Source organism: Tellurirhabdus bombi, assembly GCF_021484805.1.
GTDB classification, from domain to species: Bacteria; Bacteroidota; Bacteroidia; order Cytophagales; family Spirosomataceae; genus Tellurirhabdus; species Tellurirhabdus bombi.
On the sequence record NZ_CP090557.1, the window covers coordinates 1,733,180 to 1,754,550 of the forward strand.

16 protein-coding genes and 1 tRNA gene are annotated in these 21,371 nt (G+C 50.7%); 5 read left to right on the plus strand and 12 right to left on the minus strand.

Annotation, left to right across the window (positions count from 1 at the left end):
* Positions 1 to 13 precede the first annotated feature (13 nt).
* Both L0Y31_RS07495 and L0Y31_RS07500 read left to right on the plus strand, forming a co-directional pair.
* Positions 14 to 1,018: a hypothetical protein gene (locus L0Y31_RS07495; RefSeq protein WP_234736497.1), complete on the plus strand. Its 1,005-nt coding sequence runs from the start codon at positions 14 to 16 to the stop codon at positions 1,016 to 1,018.
* Between the two features lie 92 nt (positions 1,019 to 1,110).
* Positions 1,111 to 1,878, plus strand: coding sequence for a carboxypeptidase-like regulatory domain-containing protein (locus L0Y31_RS07500; protein WP_234736498.1), 768 nt, complete (start codon positions 1,111 to 1,113; stop codon positions 1,876 to 1,878).
* Positions 1,879 to 1,909: 31 nt separating this feature from the next.
* On the opposite strand, the gene L0Y31_RS07505 is transcribed toward L0Y31_RS07500, so the two are convergent.
* The 3 genes from L0Y31_RS07505 to recQ form a co-directional block, all read right to left on the minus strand.
* Positions 1,910 to 3,040, minus strand: a complete 1,131-nt coding sequence (locus L0Y31_RS07505; protein WP_234736499.1) for a PSP1 domain-containing protein — start codon at positions 3,038 to 3,040, stop codon at positions 1,910 to 1,912.
* A gap of 216 nt (positions 3,041 to 3,256) precedes the next feature.
* Entirely contained in the window at positions 3,257 to 4,546 is a 1,290-nt protein-coding gene (purD, locus tag L0Y31_RS07510; RefSeq protein ID WP_234736500.1) for a phosphoribosylamine--glycine ligase, read from the minus strand.
* Positions 4,547 to 4,625: 79 nt separating this feature from the next.
* Positions 4,626 to 6,839 (minus strand): DNA helicase RecQ, encoded by a 2,214-nt coding sequence (gene recQ / locus L0Y31_RS07515; RefSeq protein WP_234736501.1) that lies wholly within the window; start codon positions 6,837 to 6,839, stop codon positions 4,626 to 4,628.
* A gap of 84 nt (positions 6,840 to 6,923) precedes the next feature.
* Between recQ and L0Y31_RS07520 the strand changes: the two genes are divergently transcribed.
* Positions 6,924 to 7,892 carry a KpsF/GutQ family sugar-phosphate isomerase gene (locus tag L0Y31_RS07520; protein ID WP_234736502.1) on the plus strand — a complete coding sequence of 323 codons (969 nt, stop codon included), beginning with the start codon at positions 6,924 to 6,926 and terminating at the stop codon, positions 7,890 to 7,892.
* Between the two features lie 38 nt (positions 7,893 to 7,930).
* Here the strand turns inward: L0Y31_RS07520 and L0Y31_RS07525 are convergent, their stop codons facing one another.
* The gene (locus L0Y31_RS07525; protein WP_234736503.1) at positions 7,931 to 8,401 is read right to left on the minus strand and encodes a DUF4293 domain-containing protein; all 471 of its coding nucleotides are present in this window, start codon (positions 8,399 to 8,401) and stop codon (positions 7,931 to 7,933) included.
* A 35-nt stretch (positions 8,402 to 8,436) separates the two neighbouring features.
* On the opposite strand from L0Y31_RS07525, the gene mnmD reads away from it, so the two are divergent.
* A complete protein-coding gene (gene mnmD / locus L0Y31_RS07530) occupies positions 8,437 to 9,114 on the plus strand; it encodes a tRNA (5-methylaminomethyl-2-thiouridine)(34)-methyltransferase MnmC2 (RefSeq protein WP_234736504.1) in 678 nt (225 codons plus the stop codon).
* Here mnmD and L0Y31_RS07535 read toward each other — a convergent pair.
* The 4 genes from L0Y31_RS07535 to L0Y31_RS07550 all read right to left on the minus strand — a co-directional run bounded on the left by L0Y31_RS07535 (position 9,106) and on the right by L0Y31_RS07550 (position 12,346).
* Positions 9,106 to 9,591: a GAF domain-containing protein gene (locus tag L0Y31_RS07535; RefSeq protein WP_234736505.1), complete on the minus strand. Its 486-nt coding sequence runs from the start codon at positions 9,589 to 9,591 to the stop codon at positions 9,106 to 9,108. The two genes, mnmD and L0Y31_RS07535, sit on opposite strands and share 9 nt — an antisense overlap.
* Positions 9,591 to 10,130 (minus strand): hypothetical protein, encoded by a 540-nt coding sequence (locus L0Y31_RS07540; RefSeq protein WP_310587139.1) that lies wholly within the window; start codon positions 10,128 to 10,130, stop codon positions 9,591 to 9,593. The genes L0Y31_RS07535 and L0Y31_RS07540 overlap by 1 nt, the downstream gene beginning before the upstream one ends.
* 3 nt (positions 10,131 to 10,133) lie before the next feature.
* Positions 10,134 to 10,940, minus strand: a complete 807-nt coding sequence (locus L0Y31_RS07545) for a (Fe-S)-binding protein (RefSeq protein ID WP_234736506.1) — start codon at positions 10,938 to 10,940, stop codon at positions 10,134 to 10,136.
* A 65-nt stretch (positions 10,941 to 11,005) separates the two neighbouring features.
* Positions 11,006 to 12,346 carry a 4Fe-4S dicluster domain-containing protein gene (locus L0Y31_RS07550; RefSeq protein ID WP_234736507.1) on the minus strand — a complete coding sequence of 447 codons (1,341 nt, stop codon included), beginning with the start codon at positions 12,344 to 12,346 and terminating at the stop codon, positions 11,006 to 11,008.
* 133 nt (positions 12,347 to 12,479) lie between these two features.
* Between L0Y31_RS07550 and L0Y31_RS07555 the strand changes: the two genes are divergently transcribed.
* Positions 12,480 to 12,552 (plus strand) — tRNA-Phe (locus L0Y31_RS07555).
* Positions 12,553 to 12,860: 308 nt separating this feature from the next.
* Here the strand turns inward: L0Y31_RS07555 and L0Y31_RS07560 are convergent.
* Genes L0Y31_RS07560 through L0Y31_RS07575 form a run of 4 tightly spaced genes read right to left on the minus strand, consistent with a single transcriptional unit; the run spans position 12,861 to position 21,363 of the window.
* On the minus strand, positions 12,861 to 14,036 hold the full coding sequence (locus tag L0Y31_RS07560) for a glycoside hydrolase family 18 protein (RefSeq protein ID WP_234736508.1): 1,176 nt from the start codon (positions 14,034 to 14,036) through the stop codon (positions 12,861 to 12,863).
* Between the two features lie 29 nt (positions 14,037 to 14,065).
* Positions 14,066 to 16,588 (minus strand): carboxylesterase family protein, encoded by a 2,523-nt coding sequence (locus L0Y31_RS07565; RefSeq protein WP_234736509.1) that lies wholly within the window; start codon positions 16,586 to 16,588, stop codon positions 14,066 to 14,068.
* Between the two features lie 48 nt (positions 16,589 to 16,636).
* Positions 16,637 to 17,974 (minus strand): vanadium-dependent haloperoxidase, encoded by a 1,338-nt coding sequence (locus tag L0Y31_RS07570; RefSeq protein ID WP_234736510.1) that lies wholly within the window; start codon positions 17,972 to 17,974, stop codon positions 16,637 to 16,639.
* Entirely contained in the window at positions 17,971 to 21,363 is a 3,393-nt protein-coding gene (locus tag L0Y31_RS07575; protein WP_234736511.1) for a VCBS repeat-containing protein, read from the minus strand. The genes L0Y31_RS07570 and L0Y31_RS07575 overlap by 4 nt, the downstream gene beginning before the upstream one ends.
* Positions 21,364 to 21,371: the final 8 nt, after the last annotated feature.

A 21,371-nucleotide genomic window follows, 5' to 3' on the forward strand; every position in this document is an offset into this window, starting at 1 on the left:
GTACGTCCTACTAATGAAACATCGATATACATTCACGAATCACTTCGAGCGTTCGGGGGTCAAAGAACGGATTCGGATGATCAACTCCACCGACCACGACCGGGCCTGGTGGCGTTATGGACTGCTTTGGTTATTGACGATTGCCGTTATCATGGCTTGCCAAAACTGGCGGGAAGAGAAAAAACCGGAAGAGGTTAACCTGGTAGAAGAAGTCTTAATGGGAGATAGTCCTTCAAAGCTGCCGGAAACAAATAAAAGTCGCGTTCTCTTTAATCAGTTCAGACACAAAAATTGGTTTTTTGAGCAAGGGCTGTACAAATCCAAAGAAGGAAATTATCAATCCAACACTAGCTTACATGGTGGTCTTACATTGGCTATGGAAAAGAATCGGCTCTCTCTGAAAGGAGCCAATTTTAAAAGCATCGATTACTACATCAATGGGGTTCAGGTAGATTCTACCCCGTTTGCTAAGGTTGACCCGAATCGCGTGGTGGAAATTTTTCTGCTCAGCAAAAATTCTGAAATGGCTGAAACCAGCTACAAGCTTTTGGTTGAAACTAGCCCTGCTGCAAGTATGGCAACAGACTCGCTGCGGACAAACTTTTTCGCGTTTGCGAAGGCGATGGCACTTACCGATCATCCAACGGGCAATTCACGTTCCTATACCATGAACGGTTTGCTGGAGGCTACTTTTTTCAAGCGGAGAGACGCGCTTGTTGAGCGAACCAAAAATCATTACCTCCAGGTCTACAAGGAATTTAGCAAAGACATGACGGTATTCATTGATGATCAGGAAGTTGATGCGGCGGCGGTTGAGAAAATTCATGTTCGTCAGGTGAAAATGCTTTATTCCCGTGAGCGGCCCTACTACGAATGGGCTCCGGGTACCTTGTCGCCTGAGGGCAACAACATAGAAAAAGACAGACGTTACGTGCTTTTTATCGAAACGGCCCCCAAACGGGAGCGGCGCGATAGCACCTATTACGTGTTCAGCCCGTTCTACTCCGGTGATTTTTAAGGCGGTTGCTACTAAAAAATGTTAAAAAGAGAGGACGGTACGCGGCATGCCGTCCTTTTTCGTTATGTTGGGAAGGCCAAAACCTTACTCCCATGAAAAAATGGTTACTGTTCCTAATTATCGGGCTAGGAATTGAATCGGCTGCTCTGGCGCAAGTCCCTCTTACCGGTTATGTCCGGGATGAGCCGAGCGGCAAACCCATCCCGCAGGCAACCGTGCAGAACCGGCAAAACCGACGTGCAATGCTGAGCGATGAAAACGGGTATTTCCGGCTAAGCGCATTAGCGGGCGACACCTTGCAGGTATCGTGTGTAGGCTATAAAACAGTGAAGATAGTTGTTCTGCCGGAGCAAGCAGAGCTTATCATAAAGTTGGTTCCTGATGTGGTTAATCTGAGGGAGTTTACCCTAAAAGGCTGGACGGAAGAAGAATTTAAGCGCCAGTTTCTAAAGCTAAATCCTGTCATAAAACCCAAAATTATTATTGAAGCACCGCGCGACATTGCGGGTATATCGTTGGGCAAGAACGGGCGTGCGGGGTATGATTACCAGAATCTGGCCCCGAAAATGACTTTTAAGGGTCCCGTTTCAGCCCTTTACGGTAAGTTCAGCCGACAGGCCAAACGTGAGCGCAGAACACAGGAAATATTCCAGCAGGAAATCCGGCAGCAGCAATACGAAACACGCATGGATACAGTCTGGCTCGCCCGGATTACGGATTTGAAAGGACCTCGTCTGTCGGCTTTTGTCAAGTTCTGTAAGTTACCCGAAGAAGTAGTGCTCAAAGCCACAGAATATGATCTGATTGTGGCCATTCGAAGCTGTTTGAGAGATTTCCTGGCCCAGGAACAAAAAAGTTAAAAAAGCCCCGACTCAGTGAGTCGGGGCTTTTTTATTGCCGTGGCCCTCTTCTTTCTGAAGACTGGCCGTTCTGATTATGCTTCGGCTTTTCAGCATTAGCATTGGCCTGAACGGCCTGACCATCGGATGGTTTTTTCTTGCGTTTCTTCTTTTTAGGATCCGTTTTCGTGCTGAATTTTTTATCCAGCCGTTCGAGATCACTGTTTAAGGCGGCTATTTTCAGGCCTTCTTTTTTCTCGCCCATGGGCTCAAGCACATCAAACGATTCAGGAATAACTCCTTGCTTATTAAGCTCAATGATCTGCAATACCCGAGCGATTGGAAGCGGATACCAGGTGCTTTCGGTGCTATACCCGAACCACATGATTTTCCGGAAAATATCCGTCTTTTGGAGCGTAGCGCGGCCTTTCTGTGTTTCCAGAGGCTTTTCTACCTGCGGAATATCGCGCAACGCATCCATGTACGTTTCAAGCTCGTAATTCAGGCAGCACTTCAGGCGTCCACACTGGCCCGACAGTTTACTGGGATTCAGCGACAGGTTTTGATAACGCGCCGCCGAAGTCGTGATGTTTTTAAAATCGGTTAGCCAGGTCGAGCAGCACAGTTCACGACCACAAGAGCCAATCCCACCGAGCCGCCCTGCTTCCTGCCGGAGGCTAATCTGACGCATTTCGACCCGAATCTTAAATTCAGATGCCAGCAATTTAATCAGTTCCCGGAAGTCAACCCGCTCGTCTGAAGAGTAATAAAACGTGGCTTTAGTGTTGTCAGACTGAAACTCTACATCCGACAGCTTCATGTTCAGTTTTAGCTCTTTAACGATTTCGCGCGTGCGGTACATCGTCGGCAAATCACGAGCAATAGCCTGATCATGCTTTTCCAGGTCTTTCGGGGCCGCAACCCGGTGAATTACCTTTAAATCGTCATTTACCTGGATGGCTTTTTTCAGCATTTGCAGCCGAACCAGTTCTCCTTGCAACGAAACACAGCCAATATGAAAACCTGTCTGCATTTCAACTACCACAAAATCACCCGTTGTTAAATCCAATTGGTGCGGATTGCGGTAATATTCTTTCCGACCTCCTTTAAACTTAACTTCTACTACGTCAAACCGGTGAATGGAGGGAGCCTCCATGTTACTCAGCCAGTCAAAAACGTTCATTTTATTGCATCCGCCAGTGCCACAGGCCCCATTATTGCGGCAACCAGATACGGCTCCGTCCGCTTTTCGCGAACCGCACCCTCCGGTTGTACATGATTTACATCCCATAACTCTTTATAGTTAAGGCTGGTTTTACCAGCACGATTAAGAGTTAGGAGTTAAGAGTTAACAAGCATGATTGGATTGTAAGCCAAATTATTAACGCTTAACTCTTAACTAATCCTGATACCGGATCAGGTCAAGCCCGATGTCTTTCCGGTAATATTTCCCGTCAAACTGCACGGTTCGGGCAGCTTTCTGAGATTTCTGAACGGCATTTTCCAGCGAATTAGCCAAAGCCGTCAGCGCCAAAACACGCCCGCCATTGGTGGTGACATGCCCATTTTGGCCGGTGGCTGTGCCCGCGTGGAATGCTGTCACATCTTCTAACGAAGCGAGTTCCGTAATGTTATGGCCTTTTTCGTAAGCGTCTGGATAACCGCCTGCCACGACCACGGTCGTCACCGCCGTTTGCGGAGAAACGTTCAGATTTACTTTGTCTAGTTCGCCGTCGGCTGTAGCAGCCATGAGTTCAACAAAGTCAGTCTGAATGCGGGGCAGCACCACTTCGGTTTCGGGATCACCCATCCGGGTATTATATTCAATAACATAAGGTTCGCCTTTCACATTCATCAGGCCCACAAAAATAAAGCCCTGATAATGAATATTTTCTTGCTGCAAACCAGACAAAGTTGGCTGAACAACCTTTTCTTCTACCTTTTTCAGGAAGGTATTCGTCGCAAACTTAACCGGTGACACGGCGCCCATACCACCCGTATTAGGACCCGTATCGCCTTCGCCAATCCGCTTGTAGTCTTTGGCCTCGGGCAGGATTTTGTAATTGGTTCCGTCGGTTAAAACAAAAACGGACAGCTCAATGCCACGCAGGAATTGTTCTATAACGACCTTGCTGCCGGCCGCACCAAACTTTTCGCCGCTCAGCATCTGACGAAGCACGTCCTGCGCTTCCGTCCGATCTTCTGTGATAATCACGCCCTTCCCGGCGGCCAAACCATCGGCTTTCAGCACAATCGGCAGGGAATGAGCTGCGAGGTACGATATGCCTTCTTCCAGGTTTTCCGTCGTAAAGGTCTGGGAAGCCGCCGTTGGAATGCCGTAGCGATCCATGAACTTTTTAGAAAAGTCCTTGCTGCCTTCCAATTGCGCGCCTTGCTGGTCAGGGCCAACAATCCGCAGACTAGCAAATTCCTCTTTGGCGCGCAGGAAATTAACGATGCCTTTGACCAGTGGTTCTTCTGGCCCAACAATCAGCAAATCGATCTGATGCTGGCGAAGAAGGTCTGCAACTGCTTCAAAATCAGTGGCGGCCACTGGCAGGTTGGTAGCAACTTGAGCGGTACCGGCGTTTCCCGGCGCTACAAACAACTGATCACAAAGGGGGCTTTGGGATAGTTTCCAAGCAAAGGCATGTTCTCTTCCCCCCGAACCGAGTATTAGTATTTTCATTAGGAAAGTTAATGAATGATGAACGATGAAGCGAAGCGCGCAGTGAGCACGTTGTCGGGTTCATGGTTCATCATTCACGCTAATTAGCAACTTCTGATAAGAATTTAATGCGCATCAACCGGAGCTCTTCTTCCGAAAAGTCATCACCGGCAAACTCACGCATGGCAACACCAATATTATCCGTTTCAGCACTCATGAAGTAATCGAAAATCTCTTCCTGGCGGTCACGGTCCATGATCTGGTTAATGTAATAATCCAGATTGAGGCGCGTACCGGAGTAACAGATGTGTTCAATTTCTTCCGTAAGCTCTTCCATCGACAAGCCTTTGGCTTCGGCAATTTCTTCGAGGTCTACTTTACGGTCGATTTGCTGAATGATGTAAATTTTTACTTTCGACTTATTAACCATCGACTTCACGACCACATCTTTCGCGGTTTCGATGTCGTTTTCCTCTACGTATTTGGAAATCAGGTCAATAAACGGTTTGCCAAATTTGGCCACTTTCCCCATCCCGACCCCGTTGATCTGCGCCATTTCTTCGCGCGTAGTCGGGTAAGTCGTTGCCATTTCTTCCATCGACGGATCCTGGAAGATTACGTAAGGGGGCAGGTTTTTCTCTTTGGCTATTTTTTTCCGGAGCGCTTTTAGCAAGCCAAGTAAGGCTTCGTCGTACGCGTTCCCCGACGAAGGACCGGCATCTTTGTCCTCGTCTTCGCTTTTGGTTTCTTCCGCCTGCGTGTAATTGTGGTCTTTCGAGAGAGCTACCGAATAAGGGTCTTCGATGTAGGCCGCTCCTTTAGCACTCAATTTCAGAATGCCGTAGTTATCAACGTCTTTATCGATGTATCCGTAAATGGTCAACTGACGTATCAGCGAGCACCAGAATTCCTGGCTTTCGTTGATCTCCTTGCCCTTGCCGTAAACGTCTAGCCGATCATGCTCGTAGCTACTGATGTACTGGTTGTCCGTGGCAGTCAGAACATCGGCAATGTGGTCGGCATCGAAGCGCTGGCCCGTTTGAAAAATGGTCTGGAGAGCCAGCACTACTTCATCCTGTACTTTGAATTTTTCGGTCGGTTTCAGGCAGTTATCGCAGAAGCCGCAATCTTTGTCCATGTATTCGCCGAAGTAGCTCAGAAGCTGGCGGCGACGGCAGGCACCCAGATTGGCATACGACACCATTTCCATGAGCAGGTGTTTGGCGTTGTCGCGTTCAGTAACCGATTTGTCTTTGTTGAATTTCTCCAGCTTAACAATGTCGTCAATGCTGTAGAACATGATGCAGTTACCTTCCAGCCCATCGCGGCCCGCCCGGCCCGTTTCCTGATAATAGCCTTCCAGCGATTTGGGCGCGTCGTAATGAATCACGAACCGCACGTCTGGTTTATCGATTCCCATTCCAAAGGCAATGGTAGCCACAATAACGTCGGCCTCTTCATTCAGGAAGGCATCCTGATTGTGCATCCGCGTTTGTGGGTCAAGACCCGCGTGGTAGGGCAGGGCTTTGATATCGTTGACAGTCAGCAGCTCCGCAATTTCTTCAACCGATTTGCGACTCAGGCAGTAGACAATACCCGATTTTCCTTTGTTGTTTTTAATGTATTTGATGAGCTGTTTTTTCTCATCAATCTTCGGGCGGATTTCGTAGTAAAGATTTTTCCGGTTAAATGACGTTTTAAATACCGATGCATCCTCCATCTGGAGGTTTTTGATAATGTCCTGCTGAACTTTAGGCGTAGCGGTGGCCGTCAGGGCAATAACGGGTAAGTTACCGATGCTGTCGATGATGCCCCGTATCTTGCGGTATTCGGGCCGGAAGTCGTGTCCCCACTCAGAGATACAGTGCGCTTCATCGATGGCGACGAAGCAAATGCACGCCTTTTTAAGAAAATCTAAGTTTTCTTCTTTTGTCAGCGACTCCGGCGCAATGTAAAGTAGTTTGAGCGTACCGTCGAGCGTGTCGCGCTTTACCTTGTTGATTTCGGCCTTGGTCAGCGTTGAATTCAGGAATTGGGCGTTGATGCCAAAAGCATTCAACTGATCCACCTGGTTTTTCATCAGCGCAATAAGGGGAGAAATCACAATAGCCGTTCCTTCGCACACCAGGGCGGGCAACTGGTAACACAATGATTTTCCGGCACCCGTCGGCATAATGACGAATGTATTCTGCCCGGCCAGAATATTGTGGATAATAATCTCCTGATCGCCCCGAAACTGGCTATATCCGAATATTTCTTTAAGCTTATCCTTTAGAGTGACTTGTATTGTCTGGTCTACCTGCTGCGTTATCATCTCAAATCACAGAGAATTACTGTCCTATTTTTAGCTGTATCTTTGTCTATAAAGTTAGGTAAAAACTATTTGACTAAAGCAACGTTGAAATTACTTAAAAAAAATATTCAGTCAACGGCTAAGAATGTTCTCTTGGCCGAAGCCGCCGCAATTCATCAGGCAATTGAATTTATTGGTGATGAATTTGAACAAATTGTTGAAGCTATCCTGCAAAGCTCGGGTCGGGTTGTCATTACCGGGGTTGGAAAAAGTGCGCTTATCGGCCAAAAAATAGTTGCCACCCTCAATTCGACCGGTACTCCGGCGCTATTTATGCACGCCGCCGATGCAATTCACGGGGATTTAGGCATGATTCAGGCCAGCGATGTGGTCATTGCCATCTCCAAAAGTGGCAATACGCCCGAAATTAAAGTGCTGGTGCCGCTTCTGAAAAGAACCGGTGTACAGCTTATTGCGCTGGTCAGCCAGACAAATTCTTATTTGGCCACGCACGCCGATTTTGTTTTAGTGGCTCCCTGCGACCGCGAAGCCGATCCGCTCGATCTGGCACCAACAACGAGCACTACGGTAACCCTGGCGCTGGGCGATGCGCTGGCCGTTAGTTTGCTGGAGGCGCGGGGATTTACCCGACAGGATTTTGCCCGTTACCATCCCGGCGGGGCGCTCGGCAAACGACTGTACCTCAAAGTTTGTGATATTTACCCGCACAACGCCTTGCCTGCCGTTTCGCCGGAAGCCACCATCCACGAAGTTATTCTAGAAATGACGTCCAAACGATTGGGATGTACGGCGGTTGTTGATGAAGAGAAAGTGCTGGGTATTGTCACCGACGGTGATCTCCGCCGAATGCTCAATCAGCATGATGACCTGACAGGCCTTCACGCTCGTGATATTATGACTGCATCGCCTATTTCCGTGGCGCCGGATGACTACGCTACCGAAGCCTTGAAGATCATGCAGGATCGGAGCATCACGCAATTAATCGTGATAGAAGAAAACCAGCTGAAAGGATTTGTCCACCTGCACGATTTGCTGAAGGAAGGGCTGGTGTAAGAAAGTAGCCTCGGCTTAGCCACCGAGGCCGTCGTGTCTTAGCGCAACCGGTTCGACTCTTGCACCAGTTTTTCGTCTCGACGAATGAAACGATTGGCCAGCATGTTAAAAATCAGGGCCGCTACCAGCGCATAGAAGCCAAAGGTAAAGTTTCCCTGATCAGTAGGATTGAAGAATTCTTTGGCTTTGTAAAGCGTCAGGTACAGAACGACACCCATCGTTGCTGTCAGCAAAATGGCATTTACCGCGCACATACCCATTTGCAGCAGGCGGTTGCGGAATTTGAAAATGGTAAAAATAGAAATGCCAAGCACCAGAACGGCCAGAATGGCTAAATAATACGTGGGCGTGATGACTGAAGACGTTCCCTGCGTGTGTGTGAGGCGTAAGGCCGTTAGTTGAGCCGTTTCGTTATTTAGGCCTGATTTTTCCCAAATGGGCGTACTTAGCAAAACACCCATCGACACGGCAATTAAAAACAGAAATATGCTTTGAACACGTTGTATCATACAAATTATGCAAATTTTAACCCCGCGAAGATACAATGAGCAACTCGGAAAATAAAACGCAGGAGCGCTTAGTAATCACGGCCGATGGCTCGCATTCAGTCTGGAACGCTGAAGTTGGGCAGCATTACCATTCTATATTCGGCGCGTGGCAGGAATCACAACGGGTTTTTATTGAATTAGGGCTACAGGCGGCCTTTGCTCGTTTCGACCAGATACGGCTTTTTGAGATGGGTTTCGGAACAGGCTTGAACGCCTTATTAACTCTAAACGAAGTAGAAAAGGCGCAGAAATCAGTTGAGTATACGTCGATTGAGGCTTACCCGCTGCCTTTAAGCGAAGCCGAACAGTTGAATTTTGATGAGGTCCTTCACACCGATCAAACGGTAGCCCTGCACCAGGCCGCCTGGAATCAGTGGGTTGAGCTAACGCTTTTCTTTAAGCTGTGGAAACACAACGGAAAGCTACAGGATTTTCGGGCGATGCAGACTTACAATCTCGTTTATTACGATGCCTTTGCACCGGAAGGCCAGCCCGAACTCTGGACGCAGGAAATTTTCGAATTGGTTGCGGGAATGATGGAACCCGGCGGCATTCTAACCACATACTGTTCGAAAGGATACGTACAGCGTAATCTGAAAGCCGCCGGATTTTTGGTCGAAAAACATCCCGGTCCCGCCCGAAAACGAGAAGTACTCCGGGCAATATTACAGTAAAGCAGTAATCAGGCTAGCTACTTTTTCCAGCGCTCGTGCATCGGTTTCGCTAAAATCATTCAGTTCGTCGCTGTCTACGTCCAGCACCATCGCGACCTGGCCGTCTTTGTCGAATACAGGAACGACGACTTCGGATTTGGAGGCGGAACTACAGGCAATATGCCCTGGAAACTGCTCAACATCTGGCACCAGCATCGTCTCCCGGCGGGAATAAGCGGCTCCGCAAACGCCTTTGTCAAGCTGAATCCGCGTGCAGGCAATTGGCCCCTGAAACGGCCCAAGTACCAACTGCGACTCTTTTTTCAGGTAAAAACCCACCCAGAAAAAGCCAAAAGCTTCTTTCAGGGCGGCGGCTATATTTGCCAGGTTAGCCACCAGATCTGGTTCGTCGGTAGTCAGCGCTTCCAGTTGGGGCAACAAGCTATCGTATACTTCCTGGCGGTCAGCTGTCTGCGGAAGAACAAGAGTTTCTGCCATTAGACCGTCTGGTTTTTAAAATACCGCTTCATCCAGGATTCGGAAGCTTTGACCTGCCAGTTACGCTGGAGTTCGGCTTTTGTTGCGGCTAAATTATTGAAAATGGTGGTGTCTGGCGAAATGGTCCCCTCCGCTACGGCAGCTTTCAATTGCGGTAAAGCCAGCGTTTGTACCGATCCATCCGCAGCAATATAAGCCACCGAACGGTCGAAAAAGTCTACGTTGAGCGCCTTGCTCATTTCGCGAACCCAGCCTACCGAAGCATCAATGGAGCATCCGCTAGGCTGGTGGTGCCCCTCATCGACACCAATAACCACAAAGCGATTGTGATAAACCGCCGCCGAGGCCAGCAGCGGCGTACCGTGCGCTGCCCAATTGGCTACCACAGGTTGCAAATTCTGCTCGATGGCCGCCGCTTCGGCCTCAGTTAAGGGGCGGCTAGATTGGTAAATCCAGATCCGCGCGGTATCAGAAAGTTGATCAAAATCAATCCACATGGCCGTAATTGCTCGTTCGTTGTGTTCAGTTTGCCCGAACACACTTTACAAACTTTGAGCCTGCGCCAGGAGTTCCGCTAAGTCGTATACTTTTACAGAATCTTCCCGCTCTTTGTTTTTGATGCCATCGCTCATCATCGTCATGCAGAACGGGCAGGCAACTGCAATGGTATCTGCACCCGTCGCCAGCGCTTCTTCCGTGCGTTCGACATTGATGTCTTTCCGGCCCGGTTCCGGCTCCTTGAAGTATTGAGCGCCGCCCGCTCCGCAGCAAAGTCCTTTGGTTTTACACCGCTTCATCTCCACCAGTTCGGCGTCCAGGGTTTGCAAAACTTCGCGCGGGGCTTCGTAAATTTTGTTGGCCCGGCCCAGGTAGCAAGAGTCATGAAACGTAATTTTCCGGCCTTTGAAGGTGCCTCCGCCTTTGAGCGTAACTTTTCCTTCATTAATCAGCCCTTGCAGGAATTGTGAATGGTGAATGACCTCGTAGTTTCCGCCCAGCTCTGGATATTCGTTCTTGAGCGTATTGAAACAGTGGGGGCAGGCTGTCACGATTTTTTTGACGTTATAGCCATTCAAAACCTGAATATTGCCCATCGCCTGCATCTGGAACAAAAACTCATTGCCCGCACGCCGGGCCGGATCGCCCGTACATGCTTCTTCGGTACCCAGAACGGCAAACTTAATCCCAACGTGATTCAGGATTTTGACAAAAGCAATGGTTACTTTTTTGTACCGATCATCGAACGAACCGGCGCAGCCGACCCAGAACAAAACGTCTGGTTCTTCGCCGTTGGCGGCTAGTTCGGCCATGGTCGGTACTTTATATGTTTTTTCAGGGGTTGCGTCCATAGGTTATTTACTTCGGTTATCGGGCTGTTTCAAAGCGAACGTTACAGACCCGAAATGCGTGAAATTTATTGATTGACTTGGTCGGCCCAGTTGAATCGGTCGCCGGGCGAAAATTTCCAGGGCGCCATGTTGTTTTCGACATTGCTAAACATGGCGTTCCAGGCGGCGGGCGCCTGGGCTTCTTCCATGACTTTATAGCGGCGCAATTGCAGAATAATTTCCAGCGGATTGATATTCACGGGGCACTCCTGCACGCAGGCCTGACAGGTGGTGCAAGCGTTGATTTCCTCCACCAGAATATAATCATTAAGAAGCGTTTTGTTATCGTCCTCGAAGGTGCCGTTATGCGCCTGCATGTTGCGGCCAATGTCTTCCAGCCGGTCGCGGGTGTCCATCATGATCTTTCGGGGCGACAGTTTTTTGCCGGTAATATTGGCGGGACAGGCCGCCGTACAACGACCGCATTCTGTGCAGCTATAGGCATCCATGAGGCTTTTCCACGATAAATCAAATACGTCCTTCGCTCCGAAGCGACCAATTTCAGCAGGGGCTTCGTTCGGGTCGGCCTGGGCGACGCCAAGGGCTAGTTGAACTTCCTTCGTAATGTCGGGCATGTTGTTCATCTCGCCTTTGGGCTTCAGATCCGAGAAATACGTATTTGGGAAGGCCAGCACGATGTGCAGGTGCTTTGAATACGTGACGTAAAGCCCGAAAGCCAGAATACCCAGAATGTGGAACCACCACGCAAATCGCTCGTAGACAATCAGGGCCGTGGTATCCCAGTTTGTGAACAGCGGCTTCAGAAATTGACTTACAAAAAAATCACCTGTCGAAGCCTGGGCGTAGTGTTCAACGCCGCGTTCTCGTAAAACGCTGTCCGAAGCGTTCCAGGTCAGGAAGGCAATCATCAGGAGAATTTCAAGGGTCAGAATTAAAGTCGCGTCCAGGCGGGGCCAACGGCCCATTTCCCGGTGCCTTTCGGGCTGAAACCGGCCTACCCGCGTCAGGTAGCGGCGACAAAGAAAGACCACGCAAACCGTTAGAACTCCAACGGCCAGCACTTCAAAGACGTTGATCAGAAACGGATAGACCGCACCCAGGTAAGGGGCAAAAAGCCGGTGAGTTCCAAAAATGCCGTCCAGAATAATTTCCAGCACTTCAATATTGATGATCAGAAAGCCAACGTAAATAATGAAGTGCATGATGCCAACCGTCCAGTTGGTCATCATTTTTTTCTGGCCAAAGGCAACGCGCAGCATAATGCTAAGCCGCTCCTGAGGATGGTCGGTCCGGTTTTCGGGTTTACCCAGTCGAATGGTCCGTTGAATAAGCTTAACGCGCTTTGCGATCAGCCAGGATACAGTGGCTAAAGCGATAATGAATAAAATTTGCTGAATTATTGTCATGTTTTGTGTCTTGTCTATCAGCGTATTGAGTCAATATTCGATTATTTATTAAATTTATTTGGTCAAAAGTGTTGCATGAAAGCAAATAATTGCGCTACCTTTGCACCCACAAACGATGACCGTTCGCGGTAACGGTGATGTAGCTCAGTTGGTAGAGCAAAGGACTGAAAATCCTTGTGTCGGCGGTTCGACTCCGTCCATCACCACTTCCAGACAGCCCCGCCCACCAGCGGGGCTTTTTATTTGTTCATATTGACAAAAAATACAGTCCATTTGTTTAAGAAAGGTATGCTTGCATACTATTTATACTCAAATATAATTGATCGCTCAGTACCTACAAGCAGAAATAGTAAAAAGTAGGATGGAAGAGGGACAAAAAAGGATATTTTAAGTGGATAGGGGCGCGCATACTAGTAATACCTGGAAAAACTCTACAATGTTTCCAACGCTTCGAAAAGAAAAAGCCCGAGAACAGCAATTGCTCCCGGGCCGAACTAATAATCAAAAGTGCCGGCTATTTGCCTTTTTTGGCATTACTGGGAGCCGACAAGCCCTCGCTTAACTTATTCAAAAGCTTCTTCTGTTCCAGATCGTATAAGTACTCCCAAAACATCACGCCAGCTAGTCCTTTCGCTTTTACATACTCGATTTTGGGCGTAAACGACTCCGCATCGGCGTAGGAAATAAACGAACGCTTCTGCGGGTTCCAGAGATACGGTGCTTTGGCGTCGGCATCCCAATAGCGGGTGTAACCGTTTTTGTTGATGTATTCCGCCGCCAATTTATCGTAGCTGATAAATGAATGCTCTCCCGTTGACGGTTGATACAACCCATTGTCTTTGTCGGTCACGTTAGCCCAGCCGCGTCCATAGAATGGAATCCCCAAAACAATTTTGCTAGCCGGAACCCCCGCCCGGATGTGGCCTTCCACGCCATCTGCCGAGCTGTTCCGCGACTGATTACCTTTTGCTGACTGGTACAGGTTGCTGTGGTGGCCCGTCGTTTTGTCGTTGCCGTGATAAATGTCGTACGTCATGATATTGACGTAATCCAAGTATTTCTGGGCCTTACCGAGTTCGGTGTGGTTGACAAACGCCGTGTCTACGCCGGTCGCGGTCGTTAGCAGGTAGTGGTTTTTACCCGTGCGGCCGTCCCGTTTACCCTGCTCGTCCAAACCCTCGCGCAAGGCTTTCAGCAGCAGGGTATAGGTCTGCTTGTCTTCGGGCCGATAGATGTTGTTTGCCCCAATCTGCGCCGGATATTCCCAATCGATATCAATTCCGTCGAGTTTGTGTTTGCGGAGCAGCGCTACCGTACTGTTGGTAAACTTGCGACGAGCTGCATCGGTTAAGGCAACGTCGGAGAAGTATTTGCAGCCGCCCCAGCCGCCAATCGAGATGAGAATCTTCAGGTCTTTATTAACCGCTTTTAACGAAGTCAGCGCAGCTAGGTTTACGGAGTCCCGGGCATTGAGCGGTGCTAGCTCGCCGTTCTGGGCAGGCACTGCAAAGGCATAATTGATGTGCGTTAGTTTGTTCGCCTCAATCTGCTCTTTCGTCCAGCCTTTGTCCGTTACGTAACCGATAATCACGTAAGGCTTTGACGCTTTTTGTGCCTGCGTGGAGGTAGCCTGACCAACGAAAAACAGGCCCGTAAGCAGAAAACCAAGTATTGGAAAATAACGATTCATAGTGTGTATCTGGTGATGAAATGGCGAGCTTACTTGGTGGATGTCTGATTGGTTAAAGACCAGTTGTTATCAAAGAAACCGGCGGTTTTAATGCCTTTTCCACCGTCCCGGAGCATGCTGATGTCGAACACCATAAAATCCGGGAAGCCGCTCGCACCCGCAAAGTATTGGTTAGCATTAGCCGCTTTCATACCCGGCATACCCGTTCCAGCCACAACGGCTACCGAAGCCGTAGGGCTGTCGGCGCGTGGCCAGACAAAATAAGCCCCCAGACCGTCACCCGTGAAACGCTCGCTCCCGACTGTTACCTGACCCCGGCTAACCTGAATCGGACAGGCCGCCAGCAGTGAATTCCACGCCCGATTGGTAGTCTGGTTGCCGTAAAGAACTACGCCCCGGTTGGCGTAGCGCGCCGCGTCGAACGCTTTGTCGGAAATGATGTCTACCGCGCCGTTGCCCCGGTAATACCAAGTCTCGGCATCGAAGCGGGCCTTGTTGTACGCCCATTCATTTTCCGCCGCTGTTCCGGTTGTACCGTACACAAACACCATTCGGTTATTAAAAGCATCCTTGAACGTTCCGTTGCGGTGAGGTCCTTTTTGCTTTAGGCTAAGCCGATCCGTCTGGCTCCATTTGCCCCCTTCTCTGCGTAGGATTAGCGTGTCGCTGGCGCTGGCTGTCTTGTAGTCAATGGCAGATAGGCTGTCCAGCGTAATTTTTACGGCCTTATTAGCGCCAAACTCATTTAGGGCCAACTTTAGAACCGCAACGTTGCTGGTTGTGCCAGAAATTCCCTGAGCAGTGCGGTTTAGCTGAATTCGGCTATAAACCAGCGGTTGAAGCTGCTGCTCCACTGAAGCCCACCGATAGCTCGCCGAAATGCCGGGGTTCGCCGTCGTAAAATCAATCGTGTTGACGGTCGAATCGACAGGCAGTTGGTGCCATTTAAAGAAGTCAAACAAAGGCTTCCAGTCCACACTATGATCGCCAAACCAGTGGCTTCCGCCGGGGTATTCGTAGTAGCTCATATCCGGCTGTGTTTCGCCCAGCATTTTACGCATCTGACGGGCATACGTAACGGGCACAGTCCGGTCAGCATCACCGTGGAAGATGTACACGCCCAGTGGTTTATAGTTGTTTGTCAATTTCAGTACATCGCTCTGATTCCCGGCGCGCAACAAAATCTGCTCCAGCGGATTGCTGCTGCCATCGGGAATCACGCCGTCGGCAGAACCGTATTCTTTGAGCGTTGGGTAACCCGCGCAGGGAGCAATGGCTGCCCACTTGTCGGGATAAGTAGCGCCCAGAAACCAGGTGCCGTGCCCGCCCATCGAGTGGCCGGTTAAGTAAATCTGGCGCGGATCGGGCTTAAACTGATTTTTAGCGATGGTCAGTACCTCCAGCGCATCCAGACGACCCCAGTCCTCCCAGTTGAACCCACGCGGGCGGCGATTGGTAGCGGCTACCAGCGTGCCCCAGTCTTTTGGTTTGTACGCGCGCGCCTGCCCACTGGCTTCAACACCGGCTCCGTGTACCGACAGAAACAAGGCCGCCGGACCTGAATTGGTCGGCTGGGGCGTTACCGCGTAATATTGCAAACTTCCATCAATCTGGCTAATAAACGTCTGGCTGTAGGACGCACCGGGGGCAGTCGCCTCAACAGACAGGCTTGCTTCGTCGATCAACTTGCCTTTTTGCGACAGGCTCAGGTTGCAAGTTTGCGCCCCTTTGGCACTGACTCCCGTCCCGTTGAATCCGAATGCTACTTTGCGGCTCGACATGGGTGGTATGGCGGGTAAGGTAGTGGTCACCTCTTTATTGGCAACTTTGCTTTTCAATTGCAGATCGGTCAGCGGAGTAACCGACATATTTACGACCACAATAGCACCTTGCAGCGCCGCGTTTGACTCACCCAACCGGATGCTGGGCAAGGTTGGGTCATCGGTGCGGAGTAACGCTTTTTTCGTTGAGAATTCCAGACCGGCTGTAATCGAGATACCCCGAACATAAAACTCATTCACGCCTTTTTTCAGCCGAACGGGAATATGCATGTACCCCATGCTGTAGGCGTCACCCATGTGCAGTTCGCCGTTTACGTACACGTTGCTGTTGCCTTTAATATTCAGCAGTGCTACTTGCTCGCGCGTAGCTGGGTAAGTCAGGTAAGTGTACCCGCCACCGCCGCCGATACCACCCCGCAGGCTGCCCGCCACCACGCCGGGACCCGCCGGCGCGCCTCCGCTCCGAAACGCGTTACGCTGGGGACGAAGCCGGTTCAAGCTGTCCGCTGTAACGGGGAGCCATTTGACTTCCCGCCCTTGCTCGTCCTGCCCGAATACGGCGTCGGCGGCTGGTTGTTTGAGCGAACCAGTATACAACTGATAGGCGAGTGGGTCGGTATAAATCGCCTCCCGGCCGTAGCGGCTGCCCGTCAGCGCGATCAGGCCTTTCTTAAATTGAAAGCCTTCGGAAGGGGCTGGCTGGGTAGTCTGCGCCTGTGTCTGCCCACCTAGTAAGAGTAAAAGTAAAGCACTTGTAATTCGTTTGTTCATGAAATGTAACTGATCAGGTCGTTTGTTTTATACACGCTTGGAAAAGGATTATTTTTTTGAGTATGAAGGGTTTAACTGAAGTTTATTTAATACCTGATTACCCACCTGTTCGCCCTGTTGCTGTCCATTTTCGATGGCTTCCCGGTAGTGGATTCCGCCGTAAAGTCGGCTAATAGCGGCTTCATCGGCTGCCTGCTTGAAGGATGTAAACTTTCGCGTAGGCAAACCGTAGGGCACTTCCGTGCTATCTACAAAAGCGATTTTGTTACCAAATAAATGCGATAAAATCACCGCCGAAGCGGTCGAAATAACGCTGTGGCCACTGGGGTATTCCGGGAACGGGGGCGTTTGTAAAACCGGTTTCCAGCTTTCGTTGATATAGGCATTGATGTAGGTTTCGGGGCGGATCAGGTTGTAGCGGTATTTGTCGTCCCAGCAGCTAATAAACCCGTCGAATAAGGCTACTGCGGTCAGGAAATAAGCCGCGCTGGTTTTAAGCAGATCAGCGCCCGTTTGCCGGGATACCTGACCCGCAATGGCCAGCCAATGTCCACCCGGCGACAGTTTTTTACTGGCAAAATTCATGTGCCCCTGGGTATTGATAAAGAAGGGGTTGCAATCCCAGAAATTAGCCATCAGGCGTTGCTCCGGTGTCAACTGATTGACCACATCATGCACCTCGCGGGCAGTCTTATAAAACCGACTATCCGGCGTAGTGGCGAAAGGGGGTGGTGCTACCAGCTTGAATTGCGCGGCAGAATCCAGCACCAGCGGACGGATTTTTGCCCAGTAGGGTTCAATAGCAGCAATATAGCCCGGTGGCGTTGGAAACCACGTTCCGGGCTGTTTCTTGGGGGCATAACGTCGGAGCGAGCGAGTCTGCCGGTAGGAATCCCCCGCCGCCCAGGCCAGAATGTGGCTGGCCATTTGCTGTCCCACTGCCCGCGAAGCCGCCATTTTCTGCGCTGAATAGCCCTTCTTGCCTGCCTGATTCCAAATCGTTTGTGCGGATTCTTCCAGGCGTTTTTCCGAAAAAACCAAAGCGCGTCCGACGGCCAAAAAGGCTTCTGTAGCGGCTAACGCTGGATCAGCGCCAGTCAGGTCGATGGAAGGTGATGGCGTCAGACCCGGTAACTGCTTCGCCGCTGACCGGTACGGACCATTTGGCCACAAAACCAGTGTTTCATAGGCTGCTGCGTGTGCATAAACATAGATGCGGGAAGCCACCGGGGGCGAAAAAATATCGGCGACAATAACCTGAGTCAAGGCTTCGTGTGCCTGGTGCAATAGCTGCCGGTCATAAGGAACACGAGTAGGTTTCTGCGCGTGACTTCGATCGTATACCAGCGTAGCTAACAGCAGTAAAAAAAAAGCCCTCTTTCTCATTGTTCGTAACCGATTAATGGACCATCATTCAGGGCAAAAACAAACCGTTTGCGCCCTGAACTGGTGCGTAGCTGAATGCCCGTTCGGACATCGCCGCTGGCCCATAAGCCAGACTGCCGGGGGGGAAGTACTTTGTATTTTCCGCTACCGGTATTTTGCAAAACAGCCCCAAAACTAGCATCACATGGACCATGCTGCACCCGATACGGATGAAAATTGCCCGCCAGGAGCAAATCCACCTTACCGTCGCCGTCCCAATCGTTCGCCAGCAAGCTGCTAACCCGCGAAAATTGGGCTTCAAGCGGAAACGTATTAAACGCAAAGGTGCCGTTGTTCTGGTTTAAAAAGACGCCCGAAGCCAGTTCGTACGCTTCAACTTTCATGGCTTTGGCAAGCGCTTGCGGGCCGAAAATTGTCTCAACGGTGGCGTCAGCATACTGCTGATAGCGGGAAAATCGCTTCCGTAGCGGTACTACCTGATCAAGCATTTCATCGCGCGAAGCAGCGGGGTAGGACTTGCCCTGAACATAGTACGTCCAGACCGGATCAATTATGCCATCCTGATCCATATCGCCCGCCACAACAGACATCGGTTCGGCTGTGCTAGCTCTGAAAGGGTTATTAAGTCCGGCATTGCCCGCCACAATATCAATATCGCCGTCCTGATCGATGTCGGTTAGTAAAAGAGCCGCCCACAACCCGTTGCTCTGGCTAAGGCCGGCCTGTTTTGTGTTGTCCGTCAGTTTCCCGCGTTGATTACGAAAAATCCGTACGGGCATCCAGTCGCCGGCCAACACGAGTTCCGGCTTTTTATCGCCGTCAAGGTCGGCCCAGGCGGCGGCCTGCACCATCCCAGCTTGCCGGCATTCTGGCGCCAGCTCATCCGTCACATCCGTAAAGCGAACGGGGCCGTTGGCCGGAGTGTCGTTACGAAGTAGGAAACTAACCGATGGCTTCGGAAATGAACCCGCCTGCCCGCGTCCACCGACAAATAGATCCAGGTCGCCATCGCCGTCAAAATCAGCCGCCGCCACGGCCATTTTACTATCGCGCATGGTGGGCAAAGCGCCTTTTACGGCGGGGCTAAAGCCGCCCTGCCCGTCGTTCAGGTACAAGCGATCCTGGTATTCGGGCGCGCCCGCTTCGTATTCATTGCCGCCGCTAACGACATACAGATCTGCATCACCATCGCGGTCAGCGTCGAAAAATAGGGCGTTAACGTCTTCGCTGGCGATTTCTATCTGCCAGGGTTGCTGTCTGCTGCGGACAAAGTTTCCATTGGGTTGTTGAAGCCATAATTCACCAGACTGACCCACCGCTCCACCCAGGTACAGGTCGTCGCGTCCATCGCCGTTAACATCAGCCGCCGCTAAAGCGGGGCCTAAACGAGATAGCTGGTATGGAATCAGCACTTCAACCTTGAAGTCGATAAAATCATTTTCCCGATGCTGGTAAGGCAGAATCGAAGGCATGGACAAAGGCCGGAACCAGGGCGTAGGGGACGCAGTTGTCAAGGCTGAAACAGCCTGTTTGCTGCTCGAATTAATTACCAGCGTTTGATCAATAGGTGGAGCAAGCTGCACGGTTTGCCGTCCGTCGGGCCAGTAGACGGTCAGTCGTTTGATGGTGGTTTCGGCACCTAAGCCAAAGTGAAGCGTTGTTTCGACGGAGGCCTGATAACCGCGCGTTGGCGAGACGCTTTGCAATTGTTTTCCGTTATTTGTTTCTAGTACCACCCGCGCCCCTAACGCTTGCGTATTAGCTCCATCGCCCATTAGCCGCAGACGCAAAAAATGACTCGCATTGGGTTGCTGATTGGCATTATTGCGGTAAAGCGAAACCGGCTCATTCTGATGACAAACAACCAGGTCCAGATCGCCATCACCGTCGAAGTCCGCGTAAGCCGAAGCGCCCGATACGGCGGGTCGGTCAATGCCCCAGGCCGTCGACTGGTCGCTAAAGGTCAAGTCGTGGTTGTTGCGAAATACATAGCTGGACAGCCGATTGGACGGCATTTTCTTGACCAGATCCAACGTTTGGAAATTCAGGTTGCCCCGCGCGGCCTCGGCCAGTTTGGCGTCAGCGACGGTATATTTCATAAAATCCAGATCAGTAAAATCCCGCAAATACCCGTTGGAAACAAAAAGGTCTTTCCAGCCATCGTTGTCAAAATCAGCCAGTAATGCCGCCCAACTCCAGTCGGTGGTCGATACGCCCGCGAGTTGCCCCACTTCACTAAAACGAAGCGCTCCCTGCAAATCGGTGCCCTGATTGAGCTGGAGCATGTTGCGCATTTGCTGCCGTACATACCCGCTGTCAATCAGAAGCTTATACATATCGTATTCGTCAGCTCCTTTCAGCATTTTTTGCCGGTGGTTGTCTGCTGGCAGCATGTCCAGGGTGACGATATCAGGTAGCGTATCGTTGTTGTAATCGGCAATATCGCAGCCCATCGAAAACTTGGAGGTGTGGGCCATACTGCTCCGAATCGACTCCCGGAAGCCCGTATGTTTGCCCGAACCATCGTGTTGATTGAGGTAAAGGCAGTCTTGTTCGGTGTAATCGCTGGTTGTGTAAATGTCGGGCCAGCCATCGTTGTTGATATCAGCTACGCCAATGCCTAAACCGAAATTGATGGGATTATTCAGAATGCCTTCTTCGAGAGTTACATCTTTAAACTGCCCCTGATCGTTTCGCAGCAGCCGATTGCCGTAACGCATATCAGGCGTGGCCCGCAGCTTGCGGGTGTTCAGTAACGGATTGAAAGTGTGGTTGGAATGATTGAGGATAAAGACATCCAAGTCGCCATCGCGGTCGTAGTCGAGAAAAGCGGCTTGGGTGGTTTGCGTTCCGGGCAAATCGAGGCCGTATTGATGAGCTTGTTCGCGAAAGTGGGGTACGCCGTTCTTGACGCCTTCATTAATAAACAGCTCATTTACCAGCTTATCCGCCCTAAACTTACCCGAGTGACAAACGTAGACATCCAGCAGGCCATCGGCATTGATATCCACCACGCTCACGCCCGTCCCCCAGGTGCCATTTCCGCTGACCCCTGCCTGGACCGTTACGTCTTCAAATTTCCAGTTGGCGGGCTGAATCCCCGTCGGCGTCCGGTTCAGGTATAATTTATGCGGGACCGTATTTCCCGAAAAAAACAAATCCGGTTTTCCATCCCCATCAAAATCGCCGACGCCGACGCCGTTGCCGTTGTAGAGGTATTCGTAATGGAAAATATGCAGCGAGTCAGACTCCTGAATGCGGTTTGTGAACGTTACACCCGTTTCCTTAGCCGATAGGCGGGTAAACAGCGGGGGAGAGGCTGGGCGCATGGCCCACCAGCCAGGAACGGCCAGCAGAACAACCAGCACAAGAATGGATAAACGGGGCATGAGGCGGC

Coding starts and splice junctions, on each gene's coding strand:
- L0Y31_RS07535 (WP_234736505.1), bottom strand. CDS start 9,591: ATGGCAGAAACTCTTGTTCTTCCGCAGACAGCTGACCGCCAGGAAGTA.
- L0Y31_RS07495 (WP_234736497.1), top strand. CDS start 14: ATGAAACATCGATATACATTCACGAATCACTTCGAGCGTTCGGGGGTC.
- L0Y31_RS07575 (WP_234736511.1), bottom strand. CDS start 21,363: ATGCCCCGTTTATCCATTCTTGTGCTGGTTGTTCTGCTGGCCGTTCCT.
- L0Y31_RS07565 (WP_234736509.1), bottom strand. CDS start 16,588: ATGAACAAACGAATTACAAGTGCTTTACTTTTACTCTTACTAGGTGGG.
- L0Y31_RS07505 (WP_234736499.1), bottom strand. CDS start 3,040: ATGAACGTTTTTGACTGGCTGAGTAACATGGAGGCTCCCTCCATTCAC.
- L0Y31_RS07500 (WP_234736498.1), top strand. CDS start 1,111: ATGAAAAAATGGTTACTGTTCCTAATTATCGGGCTAGGAATTGAATCG.
- L0Y31_RS07550 (WP_234736507.1), bottom strand. CDS start 12,346: ATGACAATAATTCAGCAAATTTTATTCATTATCGCTTTAGCCACTGTA.
- mnmD (WP_234736504.1), top strand. CDS start 8,437: ATGAGCAACTCGGAAAATAAAACGCAGGAGCGCTTAGTAATCACGGCC.
- recQ (WP_234736501.1), bottom strand. CDS start 6,839: ATGATAACGCAGCAGGTAGACCAGACAATACAAGTCACTCTAAAGGAT.
- purD (WP_234736500.1), bottom strand. CDS start 4,546: ATGAAAATACTAATACTCGGTTCGGGGGGAAGAGAACATGCCTTTGCT.
- L0Y31_RS07525 (WP_234736503.1), bottom strand. CDS start 8,401: ATGATACAACGTGTTCAAAGCATATTTCTGTTTTTAATTGCCGTGTCG.
- L0Y31_RS07545 (WP_234736506.1), bottom strand. CDS start 10,940: ATGGACGCAACCCCTGAAAAAACATATAAAGTACCGACCATGGCCGAA.
- L0Y31_RS07560 (WP_234736508.1), bottom strand. CDS start 14,036: ATGAATCGTTATTTTCCAATACTTGGTTTTCTGCTTACGGGCCTGTTT.
- L0Y31_RS07570 (WP_234736510.1), bottom strand. CDS start 17,974: ATGAGAAAGAGGGCTTTTTTTTTACTGCTGTTAGCTACGCTGGTATAC.